This is a genomic window from Flavobacterium sp. KACC 22761, from assembly GCF_034058155.1.
Taxonomy (GTDB): Bacteria; Bacteroidota; Bacteroidia; order Flavobacteriales; family Flavobacteriaceae; genus Flavobacterium.
This window is the reverse complement of the sequence record NZ_CP139148.1, coordinates 4942229-4964027: the sequence shown is the minus strand read 5'-3', so window position 1 is coordinate 4964027 and position 21799 is coordinate 4942229. Positions and strand designations below refer to the sequence as shown.

Below are 21799 nucleotides of genomic sequence, written 5' to 3'. Positions count from 1 at the left end.
ATTCCAAATTGAATATAGGATTGTCAGGCTGAGCGAAGTCGAAGCCCGCGCTAAGAAACTTCAAAATCTAAATTACCAATCTTTGTAGAGCTACTTGCGTGTGCGTCGACTTCGCTCAGCCTGACAAACGTATGTAGATTTTTTTCAAAGTCTTAAACTCTTCTACAAAGTTTGGTTTTAAATTGCCTCCAGCTTTAGCTGGAGGTTTTTGGAGACAAAAGATAGGGCTTTAGCCAAACTTATGCATTTGGCTAAAGCCCTTCTTGGTACTTTTTTGTAACCTCCAGCTAAAGCTGGAGGCAATTGATTTGGATTGTTTTGTAAATGTAAAAATCAAAATGTTTTTTGAAAACGATTGCCCGCGAGAGGGATAGGAGCAATCCGCCGTGGCGGAGCGGATAGCCCGACAGTATTAGGGAAAGTGGGCGAATATGCGCAAAGTTTGTTTGCCCGCTTTTTCTAATGCTGTCTCGCCCTAATTAATTAGATAATGTGGCAATTAGAAAATGATTTACTTTGCGGGGGCTTCGACTTCGCTCAGCCTGACAAACGTTTAATTAGATAATTAGTCAATGCGACAATTAGATAATTTTTTAAGATGCTTTAAGTAATTATCTAATTATCAAATTGGCACATTGCCACATTATTTGAGAATCGGGATATTGAACGTAATTCTCGTTCCTTCGCCCGGGATGGAGTTCATGAAAACGCGTCCGTTGATGTATTGGATTCTTTCTTTCATAAATAAAAGTCCCATTCCGGATTCGCTATTGCGTTTTTTGTGGACTGAATTGACGTCGAAGCCTTTTCCGTTGTCATCTACAATGATGCTTAAAAGCGTTTCGCTGTGAGAAAGCTGCACAATTATATGTGACGATTCAGCGTATTTGATGGCGTTGTTGATGGCTTCTTGAGTAAGACGGTAAATGTTGATTTCGATTAAAGAATCTAGACGCTGGTTGAAATCGGTTTTGTTATAAAAAAGGATTTCTTTTCCGGTAAGTTTTGAAAGTTCTTGTGTAAGTTTTGCTAAAGAAGAAACGATTCCGTGATCACTTAATTCTGGTGGCATTAGGTTGAAGGTTGCCGTGCGAACACCTTTTATAATGTCAAGTGAAAGTTTCTTTAAATACTCGATTTTTTGTTCTGATTTTTCTCTATCATCCAGATTGATGCTTTCCAGACTAAATTTTAAACCTGTTAGCATTTGACCAATTCCGTCGTGAATTTCTTTGGCGATTCGGTTTTGTTCGTTTTCCTGATTTTCAACAATTCTGCTTGAAATAATCTTTTGTTGGTTGATTTTTTCAGTTGTGTTTTCAAGGTTTAAACGTTCAACTTCACGTTGCGCTTTTTTACGTTCGGTGATGTTGAAACAAACAATCAAAAGTTCAAGTTCGTCTTTTTTGATCATTACAGGAACCATCGATAAATCAAGCCAAATTTCTTTTTCGTCTTTGTTTACAATTTTGATTTCGCCCTGCCAGCCACTTCGCTGTTTTTCGAAAATCAAACGATCAAAATTGACCTGTTCTTTTTCATCTTCTGTCAATACTTCAGAGAATTTTTTGTTGGATGAAAACTTGGTGTAATTTAAAAGTTTAGCAAATTTTTCTCCAATATGAATAATCGAACCGTCCGGGGAAATTCGGCAATACAATAACGTATTTTCCATCGCATAATTGAGCGATTTTAATTCTTTTACCGAGTTTTCTTTGATTTCGCTAATGATTTCGGTGTCGTAGGCCAGTTTTAAAGCTTTCTTTTCAGAAGATAAAAGCTGGGCAATCAATCTTTCAATTTTCTTGTTAGTTGGTTTGAAAATGAAAAAGAATTCCAAAAGAAGAACCAAAAGTGTAAAACCAAAAATCCAATATTCAATTCGGCGTTGTTCGGTTACTTTTTCGTGAGCTTCGAGATCGTATTGGGTTACTATTTGATTCATTTTCGAAAGGAAAGTTCCTTCGTTTTCCAAAATAATCTGAACCAGTTTTTGGCTTTCAGAAGTCGTTTTTTTCTGCTGTAAATTCAGCAAAAATGAATCTGTAGTTTGTGCAATTTTATTGAAAATCGGATTGATTTCCAGATACAATTTAGAAAGTGTTTCTGATTTTTCCTTTGGAAAAGCCAGGCTGTCACTGCCGTTTTCAAGCGCGTTTTGGTTCTTTTTCCAAAGTGCTAAAACTTCTTTTAAATGCGAAGTTTTTTTGGCTGTAGCCGAATCAGAAAGGTAATGTAAAATCAAAACTTCTTTGACAATTTTCTGGCTCAGCATTCTTTGTTTGCCAGAGAAATTAATAATCTTAGAATCGCTGAGCTGCTGATTAAGATTGTATTGAACCAGAAATTGACTAACAATTATCGTTAAGGCAATAGTGAGAAGCGCAAAAAAATACAGTCGACGTAAATTTTTGAAAGTGATTTTTTCTGCAGCTTCCTGATTGCTTTTTTTCATATCTTTTTACAATCCTAAAGAAGCTTTTATTAGGTTTAAGTTCTCTTCAGAATATTTGATTTTTAAAGCTTCCTGATGTCCTTTATCTGACATTTTATCCCAGGTTTTTTTGATGATGTTTTTCAGCTTTTCTTCGTCATGTTTATGAACAAAAGGTTCTAAGTAGTAATCTAAAAACACTAAACAAATTACGTCTTCTAGTAATTGAGTTTCTGCGTCTTTTTTAAGCAGTTTTTTTTCAATTAAGAAAGAAACACGATCGATGAAAGTTTGATTGTATCCCGCTTTTTCTAATATTTCTGCGGTAGTTTTGGCATGGAATTTTTTCAATTCTTCTCTCCATTTCAAATAACCCACTCGATCCATTGGATAGGATTCACGAGCCACTTTCCAACGGCATATGTGCTGTGCTTTTGAGGCGATCTGAACTTCTTCTGAAGCATTTGGTTCAAACTGCATCAGTTTTTCATACATCCTGTTCGAATATAATAATTCTTTTGGATATTCGGTGTTTTGATCTAATTCGATGTTTGGATCCTGAGCGTTTTCAGCATCAATCCATTCACTTGCTTTTTGGAAAGGTGTAGTCATTTTGGTCGGTTAATAGATTTCAAAGATACGTAAATTAGTGGGAAAGTCGAAAGTCGAAAGTTGAAAGTTGAAAGTCGGAAGTTGAAAGTTGAAAAGTTGAAAGTTGAAAGTTGAAAGTCGAAAGTCGAAAGTCGAAAGTCGAAAGTTGAAAGTTGAAAGCAAGAAGAAAGACTATCCAAGTTTTTCAAATCTTGCTTCTTGTTTCTTGTTTCTTGCTTCTTAAAAGCCTAATCTACAAAGCCAACAAAAACTTCGTCTTCTACAATCTTGACTGGGTAAGTTGCAATGCTGTAATCTTCACCATTTAAGTTCGTGCCGTCAACAAGTGAAAAGGTTTTTTTATGCATTGGGCAAGCGATTTTCGGAATATCATCGGCAGAACCTGTCATTCCCCTTGAAAGAACCATTTCCATTTTGTGTGGACACGCATTTTGGCAAGCGTACCATGCATTACGACGCGCAAAATTAAAAATCGCGATTTGTTTGTTTTTGTATTTGATACAGCCTCCTCGGTTGGTTGGAAAATCTTCTACTTTACCAGCTTTGAACCAAATTGTTGCGTCGCTCGCATGAACTGTTTCGTATTGATTTAAGATTTCTTCCATTTTGATTGAGTTTTGATTTCCTGTTTCTTAGCCCTCTTTTTACAATCAAGAGAGATTTGATGGCGCAGTAAAAAAGAGGGTAAGAAGGACAGCAAACGTTTAATTATTTTTTTTTCTTTTTTTGGAGCTTATTTTTTTTACGTAGATTTTGCAGATTTGAGCAGATTTTATTTATAATCTTTTTAATCCTTGTAATTCTTGTAATCTGTGGCTTTAATTTTAAACACATAGAAACATAGATTTATAGTTTGAAAAAAGAAATATTTAAAAGAAACTCGTTTCTTAACACATAGCTATGTGTGTTTTAAATAAGTGAAACGCCTTTTTGTATTTTTTGGATCTATGTCTCTATGTGTTTAAAAATATATTTACGACCAGGCTTTTGGCATTTTTTGATCTCTTAGCGGAACAAAAACGGCGTTATCGTCTTTTTCGTCTGAGTTCACAAAATGATTGAAACGTTTCAATAATCTTGGTTTTTCTAGAACTTGTTTCCATTCGCATTCAAAAGTATTTACAAGAGTCTGCATTTCAGCTTCAAGCGTTTCGCAGATTCCTAAACTGTCTTCGATGATTACTTGCTTTAGATAATCTAAACCGCCGTCTAGTTTTTCCAACCAAGTTGAAGTTCTAATAAGCGGGCCAGCGGTGCGGATATAATACATTAAAAATCTGTCCATGTATTTGATAACTGTTTCTTTGTCGATTTTCTCAGCCAATAAAACTGCGTGTTTTGGATTTGCACCGCCATTTCCTGCGATGTATAAATTCCATCCGCCTTCGACAGCGATTAATCCGAAATCTTTTCCGCGGGCTTCGGCGCATTCGCGAATGCAGGCAGAAACTCCACCTTTTAGTTTATGAGGAGAACGAATTCCTTTATATCTATTTTCCAATTCTATCGCAAATCCAGCACTGTCGTCCATTCCGTAACGGCACCAAGCGTTTCCGACACAGCTTTTTACGGCACGAAGTGATTTTCCATAGGCATGACCGCTTTCAAAACCATTATCGATTAATATTTTCCAGATTTTTGGCAAATCGCTCAAATGTGCTCCGAATAAATCAACTCTTTGTGCTCCAGTGATTTTAGTGTACAAATCGAATTGTTTCGCCACTTCGCCAATTACGATTAATTTTTCGGCAGTAATTTCTCCTCCGGCAACTCTTGGAACTACAGAATACGTTCCGTTTCTTTGAATGTTTGCTAAAAATCTGTCGTTTGTATCTTGCGTTGTGACGTGTTTGTTTGCTGTATCATTGTAAATACTGGAGAAAATTGAAGCTACTACAGGTTTACAGATTTCGCATCCGTCGCCTTTTCCATGATGATCTAAAACGTCGTAGAAATTCTCGTATTTGTTGATTTTCACCAAATCAAATAATTCCTGACGCGTGTAGCTGAAATGCTCGCAGATGACTTCTTTTACTTCTTTTCCTAAAGATTTTTGAGTTGCTTTTACCAAATCAGAAACCATTGGTTTGCATCCTCCACAGCCTGAAGTTGCTTTGGTTGCTTTGACAACATCTGAAAGTGAAGAACAGCTTTCATCTAAAATTTTGCGGCATATAGCGCCTTTGGTAACATTTTCACAAGAACAGATTACGGCTGTATCTGGCAAATCCATTACGCTTCCTAAAGATGAGCCTTCTAAGCCGTCGCGAGAACCTAAGATCAAATCTTCTGGATTTTTAGGCAATGTCATTTCGTTGATGTAAATCTGGAAAAGTGAATTGTAATCGCTGGAATCTCCAACTAAAATTCCCCCTAACAATTTTTTAGAATCTTTTGTAACGTTGATTCTTTTATAAACTCCACTTAATTTATTCTCATAAATAATAGCGGTAACGTCATTGTTTTCAATAAAAGGATCACCAAAACTCGCAACTTCAACACCAATTAATTTCAATTGTGTTGACATATCGATGGTTTCTCTCATGGTTTTTTCACCATTTAAGATTTGTTCAGCGGCTACATCAGCCATTTCGTAGCCTGGCGCAACAAGTCCGTAAATGTTATGGTTGTAAAGCGCCGCTTCACCAATCGCAAAAATAGAAGGATCTGATGTTTGCATTTGATTGTTTACCACAATTCCGCCTCGTACACCAACTTCAAGACCAGAAACTCTTGCCAGTTCGTCGCGAGGTTTAATTCCGGCAGATATAACCAACATGTCTACTTTTAACAATTCGTCGTTTGCAAACATCATTCCTGTTATACTTTCTTTTCCGTCAATATATTGTGTTGCTTTGTTAAGATGAATTCCAATGTTTAATTCTTCAATTTTTGACTGAAGCATATCACTCGCGCCTTGATCCAATTGTCTCGGCATCAAACGTGGCGCAAATTCCACCACATGCGGATTCAATCCTAAATCTCGAACTGCTTTTGCAGCTTCCAATCCTAATAGACCTCCACCTAAAACAGCGGCTTCTGTAGCTCCTTTTTGCTTTATTTTTTTGGCGTAGGCCATAATTGCGTCTAAATCTTCAATGGTTCGATATACAAAAACACCTTCTTTTTCGACACCTTCAATTGGGGGAACAAAAGCTGAAGAACCTGTAGCTAAAACTAAGTAGTCGTACGTATGTGTTTTGCCTAAGTGTGTGTGAATTGTTTTTACATCACGATTTATATCTGTAATTAACTCTGATGTGTTTAGAATAATTTTGTTTTCAGCGTACCATTCAGTTGTTGACAATGATAAGTCATCTGCTGTTTTTCCTCCAAAGTACTCACTTAAATGAACGCGATCGTAGGCACGTCTTGGTTCTTCTCCAAATACAGTGATTTGATACTTTTCTTGTCCTGATTTTGCAACGAATTTTTCGCAAAATTTATAACCAACCATGCCGTTTCCAACTACTATTACTCTAATCATGATTTCTTTAATTAAGTATTACTACGCAAATATAAGTATTTATACTTATAAAATACGTAATATGTTTATTTTTTAAGTAGATAAAAGTTTTTGTTACTACGTATTTTTTAGTAATCTTTTACGCAGCGCGGGTTCTGAATGATTTTAAAGTGATTTGGTTTTTTAAAATTTGAAAGGATTCTAAATAAGCGTTTCAAAAAAATGTCGTAAATTCATAAGAATTTTACATTTGTTTTACTAAGAAGAATATTTTTAAACTAAAATCTTATGAGAAAAATACTTTCAATATTGTTGTTATCAGTTTTAATGATAGGCTGTAAAACGACTGCAAGCAAAGAATCTGGCACAACATCTTCAGTAAGCTCAACAGAGGAGGATTTAACATATTATTTTAAAGGAACAGGAAACGAACCGTTTTGGGGAATCAAAATAGGGAATGAGGAAATTGTTTTTACATCATTAATTCCTGGAAAAGAAAAAATAACTTTTCCTCCTGTGGAAGCCATTAAAGCAATGGATGCTAATGTAAAGATGTATAATGTTAGCAATGAATCTGCTTCAGCAACCATTACAATTCAACAGTTGGATTGCCAAGATTCGATGTCTGGTGCGATTTCGCCTTATAGTGTAAAAGTTGAAATCAAAAATAATTCGGAATTAGAAACGAAAAAGTTGAGTGGATGTGGAAAATATTTAACCGATTATCGACTTCATGATATTTGGGTCTTGGAAGAGCTAAACGGTTACAAAGTTTTTGCAACTGATTTCCAGAAAGAAATGCCGCGAATCGAAATTAATTCGGCTGAGAATAGGTTTTCAGGTTATGGTGGCTGTAATGCAATAAGCGGTTCTATTTTTTATGAAAAGGATTTATTGCGTTTTTCTAAAGTTCTTTCGACTCTTATGGCCTGTCCTCAAGGAAATAAAGAGGGAGAATTTACGAAAGCTTTGCAGAGCACAACTACTTATTCTATTGGAAATAATCAATTGATTTTGTTGAATCCTTCAGGTAAATTGGCTGTTTTTAAGAAGGTGGATTAGAATTTTTAAATTTAAAAATGTCTTAAAGTATTTTAAAAAAGACTTTCAGGGATTTTACCAATTTCATTTTGAACCTATTTTTACAAGCTTGATTTTGTATATATGTTTAAAATGAAAAAAAGTTTTGTATTATTAATTGTTGCATTTATAGTGTGTGGTTGTAAAACCGCAAAAAATACAAATTTGCATGCAACTTCGTTAGTAATAGATAAAAAATTGCTCCAAACTTGGGTTTTAAATGAATTAAATGGGAAGACGGTACAAAGAAGTGAATTTCAAAATAAAATTCCGAAAATTACAATTGGAAATACTTTACAAACATTTAAAGGAAATACAGGTTGTAATGAAATTAATGGGAACGTGTTTTATTATAGGAAAGATGAAATTCAATTTTTGAATATTAATGTTGAAACTAATAAATGCCCCGTTTCAAGGAAAGAAGACGAGTTCTTGAAATTGCTAAAAACAACGTCAAATTATTCAATTATAGATAATAAACTTGTTTTATCTGATCGATTTGATGCAATATTAGTTTTTACAAAAGGGTAGTTAACGCAAAAGGCTTTGATTTTATTACAAAGCCTTTATCATTTTGATTAAAATACCTATTCAAACAATTCTTCTGGATTTTCATCTCCTGATTCCCCTTCAATAAAATCCAATTCCAAAGCTTTCACACTTTGAACCGCATTTCCAGCAATACCGCGAATTGAACCGTACATTCCTAAAGTGTTATGAACTACTTTTTCGATTTGTTTTTCTCGTTGTTTCCAGATTCTTTGCATTGCTCTTTTTTCAGAATCTAAATCGCTTTGCATTTGCGTAAAACCTTCGACAATTCCTTCAATTTGTAAACGGAATTCGTTGCTGGTTAAGAAATCATATAACATCGACATTTTATCGCCTTTGTTTTCCTGTGCTTGAACCGCCTGATTAATCTGAATTAAAGATTGACGCAAAACGGCACTTAAGCCTTTAAACTCTTCATAAGTACAAATCCAGATTCCGTCGCGCATGCCCATTCTGTCCATTCCGGAAGGCATAACTTCGGTAACCAGAACTCCAATATTGGCTCTTTTGGTTCTAATATCATTTTTGAATTTCTCAATCCATGAAGGCTGAAATGCTTTTGTTCTTTTGCTTTCGTAATAAATAGAGCCGCAGTTTTGATGTTCTCTTGTATTTACAACTTGAAGACAATCAGCGCCATTGGCACCTTTTTTAATTTCGTCGATGCTGTCAAGCGGAAAGTTGTTTGCAAGCCATTCTTCGATTGCTAATTCCATTACTTCGCCTTGCAATTGCATCGAACCTTGTTCTTGCTTGCGTTTCATTTCTTCCGTCAGCTTTTTTTGTTCTTCAAGCTGTTTCTGGAGTTCTTTGAATTTCAGCTCGTTTTTATCGTCTTCCTGTTTTCTAATTTTTTCACGTTCCAAAGCCAATTGAGCGTTCAATTGTTTTTCGGCTTCGGCCTGAATGGCTTCTTTCATTTCCAGTTTTTCGCGCTGTAATTTTGCGATTTCCCCTTCCATTTTATTTAATTCTCTGATTTTTTCCGATTTTTCAGAGAGTTCTTTTTCCATTAAAAGCAAACGATCTTTATTTTCTTCTTCAAGTTTGGCTTTTAGTTTTTCAGAAATTTCTTTTTCGGCTGTTTTTTTCTCGCGTTCTAAACGTTCAGCAAAAAGTTCATTTTCTTGTTTTTTCTTCGCTTCAAATTCGGCTTTGGCTTTTTCGAATTGCTCATTTTTAAGCTCTAATTCACGGTTTTGAATATTTGCTTTTTGCTGGAATTCTTTACGGATGCTATCTTCCAGCTGATGTTTTAAAACATCATTTACATCGATAGGAGTTCCGCAGTTTGGACACTGAATTGAAGATTGCTCAGCCATTTTATATTGAAATTTTATTGTAGAATTTGAATTTGCTAAGATATTTAAAAGTTATCTTTTTATGATGTGGATTTCTGTACTAAATTGTAACGAATTTTTGTTATAGCTACGAAGACGCAAAGTTTTTTTATAATTTAATCTCGCAAAGTCGCAGAGTCGCAAAGTTTTTTAGCCACAGATTAAAAGATTAAAAGGATTTTTTTGAATTGCCTCCAGCTTTAGCTGGAGGTATAAAAGTTGATTTAGAAAAGGTTTTAGCCTAAATCCGTAGTTGTTTGGCTAAAGCCTTTTAAACTTAATTATTTGCCCATCCAGCTAAAGCTGGACGCAACTTATAAATAAAAACTTTGCGACTCTGCGACTTTGCGAGATTAATTTCACCACAAAACTTAGCGTGAACTACTTATATTCAATAAAAAATCAACGGCAGATTTTATGATTTCAGAATCATTCTCTTTAGAGGTTATAATCGAAACATTTGTATAAAGATTTACTTTTTTCAATTCAATAAAACCAAGCTCAGAATCTTGATTGTTTTTGGTAACGTTTGTGGGAACAATCGAAATTCCTAATCCGTTTTTGACTAATTGTACTATTGAATTGATGTTGTTTGCTTCGTGAATGATTTTCGGTGTAAAGCCATAAAATGCGCAAAGCTCGAGTAAAACTTCATGATAATGGGGTGCGTAATCTTTATTGAAAAATACAAACGTTTCATCTTTCAATTTTAAAATCTCGTTTTCCGATTTTATCAAAATAGATTTTTTATTGTAAACCAATGAAAATCCGTCTTTAAACCATAAATGTGATTCTATTTTAGGAGAATGAATTGGGGATCGAATAATTCCCATTTCGATTTTTCCTTGTTCTAAAGTCTCTATTTGTTTGGTTGTTGAAATCTCGAAAAGTTTGAAATTTACGTACGGAAATTGCGCTTTCAGATGTTTGATTAAATCTGAAATAACGGCAGAATAAATCGAACTGATATAAGCAATCCTAAATTCGCCCGAAACATTCTCTGCGATCTTTTTTGTTTTAACAGAAATGCGTTCCAGATTCTGAAAGAGGTCTTTTGCTTCTTTTTCGAGATATTTTCCAGCTTCGGTCAATTCGACTTTTTTATTGTTTCTGATGAAAAGCTTTGCCTGAAGTTCTTCTTCCAATTCTGCTATTTGTCGACTTAGTGGAGGCTGTGAAATAAAAAGTTTTTCTGAAGCTTTGGTAAAGTTCAGTTCTTCGGCTACCACTAGAAAATATTTTAAGTGACGTAATTCCATGATACCTTTAAAGTATTGTTTGTTGATAAAAATAGTATTTTTAAAGTATTTATAAAAGAAATAGTTTTGATAAAAAAATAATTCTCTCGCAGATTTAGCAGATTGGGCAGATTATTAATTAATTTTATTAAAATCATTCTTAATCACAAATATTCCGATCATATAATAGCAAAAAAGATCCCCTAAATCTGCTGAATCTGCGAGAGTTAAAAAAAAACTAAAGACATGAAAAAATCAACTATTCAAGAAATCAAAGAACGGTTCGACAATGATGTCGAACGATTTTCAAACTTAGAAACTGGACAAGTGGCCACAATCGACGCGACTATTTCTTTGGAATTAATAACTGAAGCTTCAAAACGTATTGTTCCAAATGCTACAAATGTATTGGATGTGGGCTGTGGAGCTGGAAATTATACTTTAAAAATGTTATCTAAAGTGCCAAATTTGAATTGTACGTTAGTCGATTTGAGTTTGCCAATGTTGGATCGTGCTTTTGAAAGAGTTTCGGCAGAAACAAATGGAAAAGTTGAAATCAAACAGGGCGATATACGAGAAATAGATTTAGAAGAAAACAGTTTTGATATTATCTTGGCTGGAGCAGTTTTGCATCATTTACGTGACGATCAAGATTGGGAAACGACTTTCACAAAATTATTCAAATTGTTGAAATCAGGCGGTTGTTTGATGATTTCTGATTTGATCACGCAAGACACGGAATTATTGAACGAATATACTTGGCAACGTTATGGAGAATATTTGGAAGGAATAGGAGGGACGGAATATCGTCAGAAAGTTTTGGATTATATCGAAAAAGAGGATTCTCCCAGATCGATGAATTACCAATTGGATTTGATGAAAGAAGTAGGTTTTTCAAAAGTCGAAATTTTACATAAAAATATGTGTTTCGGGGCTTTCGGAGGCATTAAATAAAGTTTTTTCTTCACGAATTTCACGAATTAATTTTTTAGTTTAGAAAAGAAAAATTAGTGTAATTCATGAAATTCGTGGCGGAAAAAAACTATGTGTTAACGGGTATTGGATATTTGTTTCGAAGATCGAAAACTAATTCTGATGGCCCGTTTTTTTGAAGATAATCTAGTTTTTCAACTGCTTCTTTCATAGTTGGGATTTGTCCTTTTGGAATCCACCACACCGCCGTATGGGCTTTTCCGAATTTTTGAAACCATTCTTTACGGCGTCTTAAAAAGTCACTGTGAAAAGTCTTGTACATATAATGTTCCAATGTTTCTATATTTTCCCAAACAGAAACATTGATAATAATTTGTTCGTCATTGTAAGGATTGAGATTTATAGCATTATCAGTTTCATCTTTTAAGCGCCAAACAAAACCTTCGCTTTCTTCAGCTAAGGTATTTACAAGATCTAAATTGTCTACAAATTCTTTCATGATAGGGTCGTTGATGTCGACGCCTTTCATTTTGGCAATATTAATTTCGGCAAGGTGATAATTGCTCATAAAATATACGTTTCTGAATTTTAGGCAATTTAGCTTTTTTCTGAATATTGTGTAGGATTTTTTTTCGCCACGAATTACACGAATTACACTAATTTTTATATTCTCAATTAAAAAACAATTCGTGAAAATTTGTGTAATTCGTGGCAAACTAAACTTATAAAATCTGTGCGGTTTTGTAAACTTGAATCGGACTTGAAACCAGATTTTCGGTTTTTTTGATGAAGTCTTGCAAATAAGATTGATTGTTATGCAAGTCTAATCCTGGTTGATCTTTCCATTCTTCCCAAAGAATAAAAACATTCTCGCAAGTGTGTAAGTCGTAACGAATACATGCAGCTTCTTTTCTAGTTTCGGTTACTAGATGTGTCAGCAGGTTTTGAACTTCTATAAGATTTTCTTTTTTACTTTTAATAATTGCGGTGATTGAGATCATGATTATAAAGTTTTAAAGGTTTCTTCTAAATGTTTGGTATACTGTTCTTTAAAGATAATAATATTTTCTGGTGTTGCACCTTTTTCAACATCGTGAAAATGAAATCCGTTTACTTTTTCCATTCCTGTAAATTTGTTCATTTTATGAAAACCAAACATTGGACCATCATCTACAGATGTTTCTTCAAAGAATTCCCCCGGAAGTGTAAAAGCAGTTGCAGGTGCGTTCCAACTTGTGGTAAGCATGTATTTGCGTCCGTGCAGAAGTCCGCCAGTTCCGTAGTTGATGTCTGGATTTACACGGCTTCTTCCGTCGCTTTTGTAGATTCCATTGTTGTGTCCTTGTGTGAAAACGTCGTCGATATATTTTTTGAAAAGATTTGGAATTTGAAACCACCAAACTGGCGTGTGATAGATAATTAAATCTGCCCAAACGAATTTTTCTACTTCTTCTTGTAAGTCGATTTGATCTTCGATGTGAGTTGTTTTTATTTCGTAATCGTTGCTTTTAGAAAGAAAATCAACTGTCCAATCTTGAACGGTTTTATTGAATTTTCCTCCTGAATGTGCAAATTTTTGTCCGCCGTTAATTATAAATATTTTTTTCATTTTAAATTATTTTTCCTTTTGAAAACGGATGTGTGAGGGATAGGAGTGGAAATCCTTTTATGCCGGGGTTCGGCATAAAAGATTGCAACGGATAGCCCGGCCCTTGGACACACCCAAATTCTAATTATTTAAATTTTGAGATTTTTTTGAAACACATAGAAACATAGGTTTTTTCTTTCTCAAAAAGGTAATGGAAAGAAACTGGTTTCTAACACATGGCGCTATGTTTATTGATGCAAGTGACGTTTTTGACGATAATTGAGAACTATGTTTCTATGTGTTTAAAAAGAGAATTATTTTATTTTAGCAATTGCTTGATTGATGAATTCTAATTCTGAAGATGATAAATCAAAATCCATTGTTTTGGCATTTGAAATAGCTTGTTCTGCGTTTCTTGCTCCTGCTAAAACAATTGCAATTCCTTTTTGCAAAGAGGTCCAACGTAAGACCAATTGTGATAAACTTGCCTCTTTTGCGTGTGCTAAAGAAGTTAATTCTTCCACTAAAGTTTTTACTTTTTGAAGATCGAATTGATTGAAATAACCATTTCTATGATCGTTTTCTTTTAGTTTGCTGTCTGTGAAATATTTTCCAGTCAACAAACCTCTTTCCATTGGACTGTAAGCGATGATTCCGATGTTTTCTGCAACTGTGAAAGGAATTAGTTCTTCTTCAATTTTGCGGTTCAGCATGCTGTATGCCACCTGATTTGAAGCGATTTGAACTGTTTTTTGTGCTTCCTGAATTTGTGCAATATTATAATTGCTAACCCCAAAAGCTCTGATTTTTCCTTGTTGAATTAAGGTTTCTGCGGCTTCCATTGTTTCGGAAATTGGAGTAGTGGAGTCTGGCCAGTGAATTTGCAATAAATCGATATAATCGGTTTGAAGGCGTTTTAAACTTTCTTCAACTTCTTTGATTACGTTTGCTTTTGAGGAGTATTTGGAAATCGGAACTTTTTTGCCATTATCGTCTGCGTCAAAAAAGAAATCACCTTTTCCGTTATTGCTTCCGTCCCAAACCAAACCAAATTTAGTTAGCAATTGAACTTTAGAGCGGTCCTGGCTTTTAATGGCCTCTCCAATCATTTCTTCACTTAAACCAAATCCATAAAAAGGTGCAGTGTCGATCGTAGTGACACCGTGATTGATTGATGCATGAACTGAAGCGATTGAATCTGATTTTTCATTTCCGCCCCACATGTTTCCTCCAATAGCAAAAGCACCATAAGTTATTGCTGATAATTGAAGTTCTGAATTGCCTAATTTTCTATATTCCATAATGTTGTATTTCTAAATCTTAAATTTTACTTGGCAAAATTATACCATTTTTAAGAGTGTAAAATTGTATATATTTGTCTTTTTTATGTAAATTTGCAACTTCAAATAATTTAGGAGTCATGAAAAAAGAAAATTTATACGAGCCTTTTACTGTTTCCTTTGAAACTTTAGATGAATATCCAGATGTTGGAGATCGTCATAATTTTTTCGAATTGGTTTACATTTTGGAAGGAACAGGAAGGCAATGCATTAATAAGAATGTTTTTGAATATGATCCAGGGCATTTGTTTTTATTGACTCCTGAGGATTGTCATAATTTTACTATTGAGACTAAAACAAAGTTTTTCTTTTTAAGATTTAATGATATTTATTTGAAAAATTCGAGTTTGCAGAATGAAAATATTCAGCGATTAGAATATATTCTGCAGAATGCGAATCATCAGCCGGGCTGTATTTTAAAAAATGATCCTGATAAATGTTTGGTAAAAGTGATGATTGAAGCAATTTGCCGAGAGCATCAGGACAAAGATGTTTACAATCAGGAATTGATTCAGCAATTGGTCAATACGCTGATTATTATTGTGGCGCGAAATATTGCAAAATATCTTCCTGAACAAATAACAATAAATACTGAGGCAAAAGCAATGGATATCTTGCAATATATTCAGAACAATATTTATTATCCAGAAAAAATCAAAGCGGAATCAATAAGTGATTATTTCGGAATTTCGAATACGTATTTAGGACGTTATTTTAAGAAACATGCTAGTGAAACCATGCAACAATATATCAGCAATTACAAAACAAAACTGATTGAGCATCGTTTGCAATTCAGTGATAAACGAATCAATGAAATTGCGTATGAATTTGGTTTTACCGATGAAAGCCACTTTAATAAATTCTTTAAGAAACAAAAGGGAAATAGTCCTTCTGAGTTTAGAAAGAGGATTCGGATTAATGCGTAAGTTTATTGTTTTATTCTTGAATCAAAAGCCATTTTTTTAGTGCTTACGATTTTGATTTTTGAAGCATCTTCGTGATTCGGATTGATTAAATAATTAAACTCATCGGGTATGATAGCGCTCGGAACTTTTAAAACCGCGGCATCATTGTAGTACACAAAATCGTCGCCGATTGTCTGTGTAATTAATATTGGAGGTTTAGAATTCCATTCCGAAGGCAAATCATTTACATGTACTTCCTGTATGGTGATTTCGTCTGGAATTTCAATTTCTACATAAAAACGATCCATGGGCAAGTCTTCGCTTAAATCTAAATGTACTGATACTTCAAGTGTTGCAAGTGCTCGGCTGTCGGCAGTATAAACGATTTTAGTGTTAAGGCTATTCCATCTGTAACCTTCAGTCATTGAAGCGCCAATTCCTGTTAATGTGGTATTTAAATATTTTTCTTTTTCAATTCTAAATACGATCATTACGCTAAATTTCCGAATTCTAATCTGTTTAGGCTAAATTTTACTTCGTTAATTCCAGTAATGGTATCCAGCATATTTTCAGGAATATTTCCACCAATAGACAGGTTTGGTTTTTTTAGCCATCTCTGAAATTTTTCTTCTTCATCATTAAAAACCTCTAATCCATAATCGATTAGTTCATTGATTAGAATGACCAATTCGCTGTCTCTACTATCGAGCAAAAGATGTTCGCTTTTTTTCTTGTTGTAAGTTGTCTGCGGAATACCTACAATGGCTAAAACTGATTTTACAGGATTGTTTAGTCTTCTGCTAATTTCTTCGATCGAATCGTATGGAATGCCAGATCGGATCACTCTCACACGTTCCATTTTAGTACTCCAGCTGTATTCTTTTCCACCAGAATACAAAGTCGATTTTCTAATGGATATCACTTTTCCAGAAGCATTCTCAATGCTTCTTTTTGTGTCGAATGGCTTTGTTTTTTGTGCAAGTTTTTTCATGTCGCAACTAATTTGCTGTAAATATACAACAATTTTGCTGTTTTTATTAGAAAGCTTGCTGGAAATGTGTTTTTTTTGATTTTAGAAGAAATACTAAATAATCTTCTTGATCACACGAAGTTTGTGCGTGTGCTTGTTTATTTCAGGATTGTAAATTCCAGTGTGATCTAAACGGTCAATACGAACTTTTCCACTTGCATGAATAATGTAGTTGTTTTCCATAATGATTCCAACATGAATGATGTTTCCTTCATCATTATCAAAAAAAGCTAAATCTCCCACTTCGCTTTCTTCAATAAAACTCAACGGTTCCCCTTCAAGAGCTTGTTGTGAAGCATCACGATGAATTTTGTAACCATTTAGTTTGTAAACCATTTGTGTAAAGCCAGAACAATCAATGCCAAAAGGTGTTTTTCCTCCCCATAAATAAGGTGCATTCAAATACATGAAAGCAGTATTTATTATTGCGCTTTTAGGTTTGATACCGCTCGTTTTTGTACCTTCAAAATCAAAATTTGAAGTGTTGATTTCGCTATTGTTTAAAAAAGATAATGAAGCTCCAAGCGGAATAGGAAGTAATAAATTATTTGGAGCTGTGATATAATCAATCAAGTCGGCATTTAAGATGATTGCTTCTTTGCTCAACTGATCAAATTGCTCTTTTGAAATTACCTGGTATTGTTTAGAATCGACCCAGCCAACATAATCATCATACTGAATTCGTATTTTAGCCCACTGATTATAGCGCTCTAAAATTTCGATATGTTCGCCAAATAAAAGTTGTGTGACGATTTCACTTCTGTCGCTAGCTTCGGCTCGAACGGGTACTATGGCTAGATTGCAAATTCCAAACATTTAAGGAAATTTATAAGTTGAAAAATCAGGAGCAATAAAACTCCTGATTTTTTATGATATTGTTTTACGCTCTTTCGATAACAATTGCTGATGCACCACCACCGCCGTTGCAAATTGCTGCAGCTCCGGTTTTTGCATTGTTTTGTTCTAAAACATTTAGTAAAGTTACAATAATACGCGCTCCAGAAGCTCCAAGAGGATGTCCTAAAGAAACTGCGCCACCGTTTACGTTTACTTTGTCGTTATCAAGGTTTAATATTTTTGCATTAGCTAATCCAACTACAGAAAAAGCTTCGTTGAATTCGAAGAAATCAACATCTGAAATTGAAATTCCTGCTTTATCCAAAGCTTTTGGTAATGCTTTTGCTGGACTTGTTGTAAACCATTTTGGTTCTTGTGCTGCATCTGCGTAGCCTTTTATGTAGGCAAGAGGTTTTAAGCCTAATGCATTTGCTTTTTCTTCAGACATCAAAACCAAAGCGGCAGCTCCGTCGTTGATTGTTGAAGCGTTTGCGGCTGTTACAGTTCCGTCTTTTGTGAAAACTGGACTTAAAGAAGGAATTTTGTCTAATTTGACATTAGTGTATTCTTCATCTTTTGAAAAAATGATTGGTTCACCGCGTCTTTGTGGTACTTCAACAGGAACAACTTCATTGTCGAATTTTCCAGCATCCCAAGCTTTGGCACTTTTTTCATAAGATTGAATTGCGAAAGCGTCTTGCTCTTCACGGCTTATTTTGTATTCAGATGCACATAAATCAGCGCAAACTCCCATTGCGTTGTTGTCATAAGCATCTGTCAAACCATCTTTTTGCATTCCGTCAAGCATAGTTGCTGGGCCAAATTTGTTTCCAGCGCGCATTTGCACATAATGTGGAATCAAACTCATACTTTCCATTCCGCCTGCTACTACAATTTCAGCGTCTCCGCATGCAATTGCTTGCGCGGCAAACATGACAGCTTTCATTCCAGAAGCACAAACTTTGTTTACTGTTGTAGCGGCAACTTCTTCAGACAATCCAGCAAAAAGTGCTGCTTGACGCGCTGGAGCTTGCCCAACGCCTGCCTGAATTACATTACCCATAAAAACTTCATCAACTAATTTTGGGTCTAGGTTAATTTTTTGAAGGGCGCCTTTTATAGCGGCAGCGCCTAATTTTGGTGCAGGTACGGTAGATAACCCTCCCATGAAACTTCCGATAGGTGTTCTAACGGCAGAAACGATAACAACTCTTTTGTTCATTTTCTGTGTATAATAGTTAATAAAGCAAATTTACTCTTTATTTGAATAATTTCAAATTTTGTATTGAATAGGGCTGAATTTAAATTTTAGGTCAATTTTTTGTTAATTCTATTTGTTTGATTGTGAAGTGTTTTAAAAAAAAGATTGAAAAAAAATAAAAAAAAGCAAAAAAAAGCTTGTGAGATATGGAATGTTGTTCTACATTTGCAACCGCAAAACGGGAAGCAATTCCTTGAGCTAGGAGAGGTGCCAGAGCGGTAATGGAGCAGATTGCTAATCTGTCGACGGGTAACCGTCGCCAGGGTTCGAGTCCCTGTCTCTCCGCTTAATTTTGCCTTCGGGGTGTAGCGTAGCCCGGTTATCGCGCCTGCTTTGGGAGCAGGAGGCCGCAGGTTCGAATCCTGCCACCCCGACAAAACTTTGCCATAAGTTTAAAAAGAAATGGACGCATAGCTCAGCTGGATAGAGCACCTGCCTTCTAAGCAGGCGGTCGAAGGTTCGAATCCTTCTGCGTTCACGAAAAGCCCTTCATTTTGAAGGGCTTTTTTGTTTTTCCTCTGGGTCATTGGTTTGAATCCAGTCGAGGTTATATTTGAGAATAAAGGTTGCTTATTTTTAAAATTTCAGTTTCTCTTTGCTGCCCAAAAAATAGCATTCCTAAGAAGAGTGGTGTAAGCTTCATTTTCGAATAATTCTGGAGAATGTCCCATAAAAATGTAGATATTTCGCGATGCAAAATGATCATTGGTCCAAACAACAGGATGATCGCCCATTTTTATTTTTGAATCGGGATCATAAGTCGATTCGTCAACTGAAGCCAATACATGAACATTCTGCCTTGGGCTTTTGTCATAAATGTACCATTCTTCTTTTTTGATAAGAAAATCAGCTGGAATCCCTTTGGTGACAGGATGTGATTTATCTTCAATAGTTACTTTTCCATTCGCAAAATCCGGAATGTAATTGACAAATTTTATGCCGCCCATAAAATCAGAAAACCATTTCCACATTGGATAACCGTCAAATTCTCCAAGCAAAGTAGCATGATGCAAGCCAACCCAGCCGCCTTTGCCACTATTCATGTATTTTTGAAACGCCTGCATCGATTCTTCGCCCCAAGTGTAAGGCGGGTAATCCAATTGTATAAAGACTTGATATTGTTTTAAAAGTTTCTCATTTATCGTTTTTGTGTTTTCAATATAATCAATTGTAAAACTGCTGTCAATTGCTAGTTTGTTCAGCCAAGGTTTGGCCGCTTTGGTAAAAGCCAAATGATGCCCGCCATTTTCATATAAAACTAAAGCTTTGAATTTTGCCTTTTTTGATTTTTGAGCGCTGCAATTTGTCTGAAATAAAAAATTTGTCAGGAATAAAGAGATAATTACAATTGAATTTTTCATTATTTTTTGATGTTGAGATTCTGTGCTTTTTAATTTTCAACCATAGCTGTTATAGCTTGTAAAAACCATGCTGAATGCGGAATCCATTGTTCTGTCCAGCGCCATTCGTCATTTCCTTCTACATCCATATTAAATTCAATTCCTGATCCGTCGGCATTGCCTTCTTTTCCGGTAATTCCATTCGAAATACCGCCTTTTTCAGATCCGTGGCCATAATTAGAATGCATGTATGGAACGTTTGTTTCTCCAAATTGATACAAAAAGCAAACAGAATAGGGATTGCATCCCAAAATCCAAGATAATTGCTGTGACACGAAAAGATCAAGTGATTTTTTTGTTGTATCATTTTTTTGAAGCGATGTAGCTTTTGCGCCTTCTATTGCAGCAGTTGCAAGCGAGGCCAATCGCGCATTTTCGCCTTGCCACCACCAGCCAGTTTCATTATCATGCGGAATAAAAAATCCGTCTTTAACTTGTCCGTTAAATAAAAAGCTCTGTCTTGCGTAGCCAAAAGGATTGCTGGTATTGTTTGTGACCGATAAATTGTAAGCTAATGCTTTTTCGATCACAGTTGTTGCCGCAGTTTTTTCTTTTTTGTCGTTTTCTTTTTTCAGATAACGTGTTAACGCTACAACTGGCAAACCAGCATCTGCGGCATGCCAAAAAGGTCGATTTCCATCATTGCTTCTAAACCAGCCATTGTCTGTCATTCGGTTTTCAAGATTGTGAGCCCATTTTCTGGCTTCATCTCGATAGAAATTTTCATTTGTGGCGATCCATAATTCAGTTGCGGCCATCAAAGCACAATAATCATCGATGATGTTTTCTTTTCCGTCATCATCATATTTTGTGTTGTTTGCTAAAAGATGCTTGTAGGCTCTTTTTGCTCCATCTAAGTATTGCTGTGACGTAAAATCTCCATTTTTCTTCCATTGTGAAATTCTCGCGAGCGAAGCAATTGCCATTCCAGCGCCTTCTCGAAATGCCGATTGATATTCATCTGTAGTTACACTATTAGCCTTTAATCCAACAATTCTTCGGGCCGAAGGATTTTTATCAAAATAACTAAAAACAATCATATAAAAATAATCTTCATCAGAAAGACATCGCATCATATAATCGGCTCCCCAAATGGCTTCGCTATCCAGTGAATCTTTGATTTTCCATTGTTCTAGTTTTTTCGGAATGCTTTCAGAGGTATTAATCAGCGACCAAGTTACCAATGGCGTTTGTTGTGGCGATACAAAATTGGCGTAGGCCAAATGCGAAAAATATTTGCTCACATCACCAGATGCGTCGCACCAGCCGCCGTGAACATCTACTTTTTTCTTGCTTCCAAACAATAACATGTGTTTATCGGCTTCGAGTTCTTCGGGTGTGTTGGCTCTTTGTTTGTTGTAATAATGTACAATTGCAGAAATTGTCTTTTTAGCTAATATGTTTTCTTCAATTCCAAAACGAGCCGAAGTATAGATTTGGTCGGCAATTTTGAAAGTGATTTTATAATTGCCTGGTTTTTGAAAAGATGAAAAATCGGCTTTATAGTAAAATTTGTCAAGTTTCCAATCGTCAACACTTTCTGCTTTTCCAATTTTTGCAGTAAAAACTGTTTTTCCAGATTCGGCATCTATAACATCAAAAGTAGTATTCAAAAGATTGTTATAATATTCGATAATGGCAATTTTTGGACTTTTTGGATCAAAGCCAACTTGATTTACATGGATAAAAGTTTTGCTGTAAACTGAAAAAGAAAGAAACAAAACGATTAAAGCGTATTTTAGTTTTAGCATGGTTGTTTTTTTTAGCAAAATGGAATTGGTTT

20 protein-coding genes and 3 tRNA genes are annotated in these 21799 nt (G+C 35.1%); 7 read left to right on the top strand and 16 right to left on the bottom strand.

Features of this window, described 5'->3' with window-relative positions; genetic code table 11:
- Positions 1 to 643: 643 nt before the first annotated feature.
- The 4 genes from SCB73_RS20875 to nirB form a co-directional block, all read right to left on the bottom strand.
- Positions 644 to 2455, bottom strand: a complete 1812-nt coding sequence (locus SCB73_RS20875) for a PAS domain-containing sensor histidine kinase (RefSeq protein ID WP_320568091.1) — start codon at positions 2453 to 2455, stop codon at positions 644 to 646.
- Between the two features lie 6 nt (positions 2456 to 2461).
- Positions 2462 to 3046 (bottom strand): DUF4202 domain-containing protein, encoded by a 585-nt coding sequence (locus tag SCB73_RS20870; RefSeq protein WP_026730241.1) that lies wholly within the window; start codon positions 3044 to 3046, stop codon positions 2462 to 2464.
- 227 nt (positions 3047 to 3273) lie between these two features.
- Positions 3274 to 3651, bottom strand: coding sequence for a nitrite reductase small subunit NirD (gene nirD, locus SCB73_RS20865; protein ID WP_320568090.1), 378 nt, complete (start codon positions 3649 to 3651; stop codon positions 3274 to 3276).
- Between the two features lie 368 nt (positions 3652 to 4019).
- Positions 4020 to 6533 (bottom strand): nitrite reductase large subunit NirB, encoded by a 2514-nt coding sequence (nirB, locus tag SCB73_RS20860; protein WP_320568089.1) that lies wholly within the window; start codon positions 6531 to 6533, stop codon positions 4020 to 4022.
- Between the two features lie 267 nt (positions 6534 to 6800).
- On the opposite strand from nirB, the gene SCB73_RS20855 reads away from it, so the two are divergent.
- Entirely contained in the window at positions 6801 to 7574 is a 774-nt protein-coding gene (locus SCB73_RS20855; protein ID WP_320568088.1) for an META domain-containing protein, read from the top strand.
- Between the two features lie 111 nt (positions 7575 to 7685).
- Positions 7686 to 8123, top strand: coding sequence for an META domain-containing protein (locus SCB73_RS20850; protein ID WP_320568087.1), 438 nt, complete (start codon positions 7686 to 7688; stop codon positions 8121 to 8123).
- A gap of 56 nt (positions 8124 to 8179) precedes the next feature.
- Here the strand turns inward: SCB73_RS20850 and SCB73_RS20845 are convergent, their stop codons facing one another.
- Entirely contained in the window at positions 8180 to 9466 is a 1287-nt protein-coding gene (locus tag SCB73_RS20845) for a DUF2130 domain-containing protein (RefSeq protein ID WP_320568086.1), read from the bottom strand.
- 389 nt (positions 9467 to 9855) lie between these two features.
- Positions 9856 to 10743 carry a LysR family transcriptional regulator gene (locus SCB73_RS20840; RefSeq protein WP_320568085.1) on the bottom strand — a complete coding sequence of 296 codons (888 nt, stop codon included), beginning with the start codon at positions 10741 to 10743 and terminating at the stop codon, positions 9856 to 9858.
- A gap of 225 nt (positions 10744 to 10968) precedes the next feature.
- Here SCB73_RS20840 and SCB73_RS20835 point away from each other — a divergent pair, with 225 nt between their 5' ends.
- A complete protein-coding gene (locus SCB73_RS20835; protein WP_320568084.1) occupies positions 10969 to 11676 on the top strand; it encodes a class I SAM-dependent methyltransferase in 708 nt (235 codons plus the stop codon).
- Positions 11677 to 11764: 88 nt separating this feature from the next.
- On the opposite strand, the gene SCB73_RS20830 is transcribed toward SCB73_RS20835, so the two are convergent.
- The 4 genes from SCB73_RS20830 to SCB73_RS20815 form a co-directional block, all read right to left on the bottom strand.
- Positions 11765 to 12223, bottom strand: a complete 459-nt coding sequence (locus SCB73_RS20830) for a DUF3291 domain-containing protein (protein ID WP_320568083.1) — start codon at positions 12221 to 12223, stop codon at positions 11765 to 11767.
- Between the two features lie 154 nt (positions 12224 to 12377).
- The gene (locus tag SCB73_RS20825; protein WP_320568082.1) at positions 12378 to 12656 is read right to left on the bottom strand and encodes a putative quinol monooxygenase; all 279 of its coding nucleotides are present in this window, start codon (positions 12654 to 12656) and stop codon (positions 12378 to 12380) included.
- 2 nt (positions 12657 to 12658) lie between these two features.
- Positions 12659 to 13264 carry an NAD(P)H-dependent oxidoreductase gene (locus SCB73_RS20820; protein ID WP_320568081.1) on the bottom strand — a complete coding sequence of 202 codons (606 nt, stop codon included), beginning with the start codon at positions 13262 to 13264 and terminating at the stop codon, positions 12659 to 12661.
- Positions 13265 to 13557: 293 nt separating this feature from the next.
- The gene (locus tag SCB73_RS20815; protein ID WP_320568080.1) at positions 13558 to 14544 is read right to left on the bottom strand and encodes an aldo/keto reductase; all 987 of its coding nucleotides are present in this window, start codon (positions 14542 to 14544) and stop codon (positions 13558 to 13560) included.
- A 119-nt stretch (positions 14545 to 14663) separates the two neighbouring features.
- On the opposite strand from SCB73_RS20815, the gene SCB73_RS20810 reads away from it, so the two are divergent.
- Positions 14664 to 15509 carry an AraC family transcriptional regulator gene (locus tag SCB73_RS20810; RefSeq protein WP_320568079.1) on the top strand — a complete coding sequence of 282 codons (846 nt, stop codon included), beginning with the start codon at positions 14664 to 14666 and terminating at the stop codon, positions 15507 to 15509.
- A gap of 2 nt (positions 15510 to 15511) precedes the next feature.
- On the opposite strand, the gene SCB73_RS20805 is transcribed toward SCB73_RS20810, so the two are convergent.
- The 4 genes from SCB73_RS20805 to SCB73_RS20790 all read right to left on the bottom strand — a co-directional run bounded on the left by SCB73_RS20805 (position 15512) and on the right by SCB73_RS20790 (position 18577).
- Complete coding sequence (locus SCB73_RS20805) at positions 15512 to 15979, bottom strand: RES family NAD+ phosphorylase (RefSeq protein WP_320568078.1); 468 nt, start codon at positions 15977 to 15979, stop codon at positions 15512 to 15514.
- Positions 15979 to 16479, bottom strand: a complete 501-nt coding sequence (gene parS / locus SCB73_RS20800) for a type II RES/Xre toxin-antitoxin system antitoxin (protein ID WP_320568077.1) — start codon at positions 16477 to 16479, stop codon at positions 15979 to 15981. Before parS ends, SCB73_RS20805 begins: the two co-directional genes overlap by 1 nt.
- A gap of 93 nt (positions 16480 to 16572) precedes the next feature.
- The gene (locus SCB73_RS20795; protein WP_320568076.1) at positions 16573 to 17334 is read right to left on the bottom strand and encodes a C40 family peptidase; all 762 of its coding nucleotides are present in this window, start codon (positions 17332 to 17334) and stop codon (positions 16573 to 16575) included.
- 64 nt (positions 17335 to 17398) lie between these two features.
- A complete protein-coding gene (locus SCB73_RS20790) occupies positions 17399 to 18577 on the bottom strand; it encodes an acetyl-CoA C-acyltransferase (RefSeq protein ID WP_320568075.1) in 1179 nt (392 codons plus the stop codon).
- 240 nt (positions 18578 to 18817) lie between these two features.
- On the opposite strand from SCB73_RS20790, the gene SCB73_RS20785 reads away from it, so the two are divergent.
- From SCB73_RS20785 to SCB73_RS20775, 3 genes are all read left to right on the top strand, one after another.
- A tRNA-Ser gene (locus SCB73_RS20785) sits at positions 18818 to 18901 on the top strand.
- Between the two features lie 14 nt (positions 18902 to 18915).
- A tRNA-Pro gene (locus tag SCB73_RS20780) sits at positions 18916 to 18990 on the top strand.
- A gap of 30 nt (positions 18991 to 19020) precedes the next feature.
- Positions 19021 to 19094: transfer RNA gene (locus SCB73_RS20775), tRNA-Arg, on the top strand.
- Positions 19095 to 19200: 106 nt separating this feature from the next.
- Here SCB73_RS20775 and SCB73_RS20770 read toward each other — a convergent pair.
- Both SCB73_RS20770 and SCB73_RS20765 read right to left on the bottom strand, forming a co-directional pair.
- Positions 19201 to 19977, bottom strand: coding sequence for a ThuA domain-containing protein (locus tag SCB73_RS20770; RefSeq protein WP_320568074.1), 777 nt, complete (start codon positions 19975 to 19977; stop codon positions 19201 to 19203).
- A gap of 29 nt (positions 19978 to 20006) precedes the next feature.
- A complete protein-coding gene (locus SCB73_RS20765) occupies positions 20007 to 21767 on the bottom strand; it encodes a glycoside hydrolase family 9 protein (protein WP_320568073.1) in 1761 nt (586 codons plus the stop codon).
- Positions 21768 to 21799 lie beyond the last annotated feature (32 nt).